Genomic DNA, 3,556 nt, shown 5'->3' on the forward strand with positions numbered 1-3,556 from the left:
CGATCAACATGTGCGTCGCCGAAAAAGAGTTCAAGATCGCCGGCGTGAATGATTGCGTCGCTCGGGGCTTCCAACGCGCCGGATTCCAAGAATATGACACGGGCGAGCAGGCCAGCTGGATGGTCCAGCTGACCGACGAGCCCGCAACGGGAGGCGCGCCAGCGACCCCCGCTCCGGGAACAAACAGTCAATGAGACGCAACCGCAAGGTCAAGATCCTCGCCACCATCGGTCCGGCTTCCTCCTCCGAGGAAATGCTGAAGAAGCTCTTCGAAGCGGGCGCCGATGTCTTCCGCATCAATATGAGCCATACCGACCACGAGCTGATGCGCACGCTGGTCGGGCGCATCCGCGCCGTCGAGGCCGCCGTCGGCCGGCCGATCGGCATTCTCGCCGATTTGCAGGGTCCGAAGCTCAGGGTGGGCAAGTTCGCCAACGGCAAGGAAGCGCTGACTGTCGGCCAGACCTTTACGCTCGACGACAATCCCGAGCCCGGCACGTCGAAGCGCGTGTACCTGCCGCATCCCGAAATCCTGAGCTCGGTCGAGGCCGGTCACAGACTTTTGATCGATGACGGCAAGCTGGAGCTGAAGGCGGTGAAGGCCGACGGCAAGTCGATCACCTGCACCGTCGTTGCCGGTAGCGGAATCTCCGACAAGAAGGGCGTCAGCCTGCCCGACACCGACCTGCCGGTCGGCGCGCTGACCGACAAGGACCGCGCCGATCTCGACGCGGTGCTTGCCACGGGCGTCGACTGGGTGGCGCTGTCCTTCGTGCAGCGGCCGGAGGATCTGGCGGAAGCGCGCAAGATCGCGCGCGGGCGGGCGCTGATCATGGCCAAGATCGAGAAGCCGCAGGCGGTGGCCAGGCTTCCCGAAATCATCGATCTCTCCGATGCGCTGATGGTCGCCCGCGGCGATCTCGGCGTCGAGATGCCGATCGAAGCCGTGCCCGGCATCCAGAAGCAGATCACGCGCGCGGCGCGGCGCGCCGGCAAGCCGGTGGTGATTGCCACACAGATGCTGGAATCGATGATCACCGCGCCGGTGCCGACCCGCGCCGAGGTCTCCGACGTGTCGATCGCCGTGTTCGAGGGCGCCGACGCAATCATGCTTTCGGCCGAATCCGCGGCCGGCGCCTATCCGGTCGAAGCTGTCGGCATGATGAACCGCATCGCCACCAAGGTCGAAACCGACCCGACCTATGCCGGCATCATCAACGCGCAGCGTTCGGAACCCGAGGCGACCGGGGCCGACGCCATTTCGCTGGCCGCTCGCGAGATCGCCGAGACGCTGAAACTATCGGCGATCATTTCCTACACCGCGTCCGGCACGACCGGGCTGCGCGCCGCGCGCGAGCGCCCGCAGGTGCCGATCGTGGCGCTGTCGCCGATCCTCAGCACGGCACGCCGCCTGTCGCTGCTGTGGGGCACGCATTGCGTGGTTTCGGAGGATGCTACCGACCTCGACGACATGGTCGACCGGGCCTGCCGGATCGCGCTGGAAGAAGGTTTCGGCAAGCCTGGCGACCGCGTCATCATCACGGCCGGCGTGCCGCTCAGGACGCCCGGATCGACCAATATGCTGCGGATTGCGTATATCGGGTCGGACACGCATTAGCGGCCAGTGGCTGGGTCAGTTGCCGAGTGACTAGCCGCAAGGCACGCCGTCGCGATCGCGACATGAAAGCTTTCAGGGTCGGCGCTGCCCCTCATCCGCCTGCCGGCACCTTCTCCCCGTATAGTGACGGGGAGAAGAGGCTGGCCGCAAACTTGGCGCCGTTCCTGCTACGTTGGCGATTGGCGAAATCGTCGATGCGGCGCTCCTTCTCCCCGTCACTATACGGGGAGAAGTGCCCGGCAGGGCGATGAGGGGCAGCGCCGACGTGAGGTCGTTGGCGACTGCAATACAAGCTCATCAGGTCGGCGCGAGCTCGGCGTCGGGCACTTTGATGTCGGGGCATTTTCCGTCGTTATGGGCATCACCGGCGATACGGCCTTCCACGGTCCTTGCCATTGCCTGCAAGTCGATCGGCGCGCCGGCCACCCTCTCGATCGCGCCGACCACGAGATCGGGTGCGATCCAGTCCGGCTTGTGGCCGAGATTGCGGACCCAAACCAGTTCGGCCCCGGGAATGTCGCGCTCGAGGCCGACGGAGTGGATCGTCGCGTAGACCACCTTGTCGCGGTCGCCCGAGATGACGACGGTCGGCGCCTTGATCTCCCGGTAAGCGGGAGAGGCGGCCCGGACATAGTCGTGGAGCTGGGCGACATCGCGTGCGTTGGCGCGAAAGGCGGATGGCCTGAGCACCAGCGGGATCGAGGCGTTCTGGAGGTAGAAGTCCGGCAGGGTGTTGGGGGAGAAGACGCAAGCCGTCGCATCGCCGATCCGCAGCATGCCGGCCGGATAGGCGAGCGTTTCGGAAAACAGCCAGCCGACCACCGGCATGGCGGTGAGCTTGTAGTACCAGGCGGTCGCGCCGCCCGGCCAGGGATGCGTGGCCGGTGACACGAAGACGAGACCCGCTGTTTTTTCTGGATGCTGGCGGGCGAAAGCCGTGGTGATCGCGCCGCCGAAGGAATGCGCAACGACAATGGCCTTTGCAATGCCGAGGCGGTCCATCAGCGCCGCGATCGTATCGGCCTGCGCGGCCAGAGTTTCGTTGTTGCCGCGCCGCGACCAGCCGAGGCCCGGGCGGTCGAGGAACAGCATCTCGGCGCGGCCCTCGAGCAGCGGCTTCAGCGGCAGCATCTGGTCCTTGAGGTTGGCGCTGGCGCCATGGATGAAGACGAGCGGCGTCAGGTCGGCGCCGGCAGGTGCCGGGATATGGGCATAATGGATGCGCGCGCCGTTGACCTCGGCGAACTCGCCGGCTGGCGGACTGCGTCGCTCGATCAGCCAGACGCCGGCGCGGGTGATGCCGGCCAGGGCAAAGAGGAGTGCGATGAGGAAGAGGAGCGCGGCGCCGATGAGGTTCATGCGGTGAGATACGAGGGCAGGTGAAGATCTGGTTCAGCGGTCAGGCGATCTTGACAGGTTGAGGCTGCGTTGGCAGCCGGAATCTGTCACGCTGCCGTGGTGCGCGCGAGCCGGAGGTCTCCGCCAATCGTCAACGCATGCCATCCAGCAACGGGAGCAGCCCGTCTGAACTTCCGTGCCGGGGCTAGTTCAGATTGATGTCGCGGCTTGCCGATCGCATCGACACGGAGAAGCCGGCCAGCACGTCGAACAGCGCGATGATCATCAGCGTGAAGAAGACGGAGTGCGCCGCGCCCTTCACCAGCAGGAACTCGACGAGAAAGGCGATGAAGACCAGCGTCGACAGAAGGTGATCCAGGATCGAGGCATTGGTCGTGCGCACCGATTTCGAGATCTCGACGAACAGAAAGATCAGCCCGATCAGCACCATCAGGTCGCCGAGCGTCATGGAGAAGACGCCGCCCGACATCATGCGGAAGGAGAACATCTCGGTCATCCAGGGGTCGTCGCCGCCGCCGAACAATCCGAGCAGGCCGAGATTGTAGAGGACGAAAGGCACGATCAGCAGCGGGATGGCAC

Annotated in this window: 4 protein-coding genes; 2 read left to right on the forward strand and 2 right to left on the reverse strand. The window is 65.4% G+C overall.

Features of this window, described 5'->3' with window-relative positions:
* Positions 1 to 194 (forward strand): DUF1036 domain-containing protein (locus EOA27_RS27770; RefSeq protein WP_127257754.1); only part of this gene is annotated, 194 nt, incomplete at its 5' end.
* Positions 191 to 1,618 (forward strand): pyruvate kinase, encoded by a 1,428-nt coding sequence (pyk, locus tag EOA27_RS27775; RefSeq protein WP_126080792.1) that lies wholly within the window; start codon positions 191 to 193, stop codon positions 1,616 to 1,618. The genes EOA27_RS27770 and pyk, both read left to right, overlap by 4 nt.
* A gap of 297 nt (positions 1,619 to 1,915) precedes the next feature.
* Here pyk and EOA27_RS27785 read toward each other — a convergent pair whose 3' ends face one another.
* Both EOA27_RS27785 and EOA27_RS27790 read right to left on the reverse strand, forming a co-directional pair.
* Positions 1,916 to 2,977 carry an alpha/beta hydrolase gene (locus EOA27_RS27785; RefSeq protein WP_126080793.1) on the reverse strand — a complete coding sequence of 354 codons (1,062 nt, stop codon included), beginning with the start codon at positions 2,975 to 2,977 and terminating at the stop codon, positions 1,916 to 1,918.
* 184 nt (positions 2,978 to 3,161) lie between these two features.
* A partial coding sequence (locus EOA27_RS27790) for a hypothetical protein (protein ID WP_127257756.1) occupies positions 3,162 to 3,556 on the reverse strand: 395 nt, incomplete at its 5' end.

The organism is Mesorhizobium sp. M2A.F.Ca.ET.037.01.1.1 (assembly GCF_003998075.1).
Classification (GTDB): domain Bacteria; phylum Pseudomonadota; class Alphaproteobacteria; order Rhizobiales; family Rhizobiaceae; genus Mesorhizobium.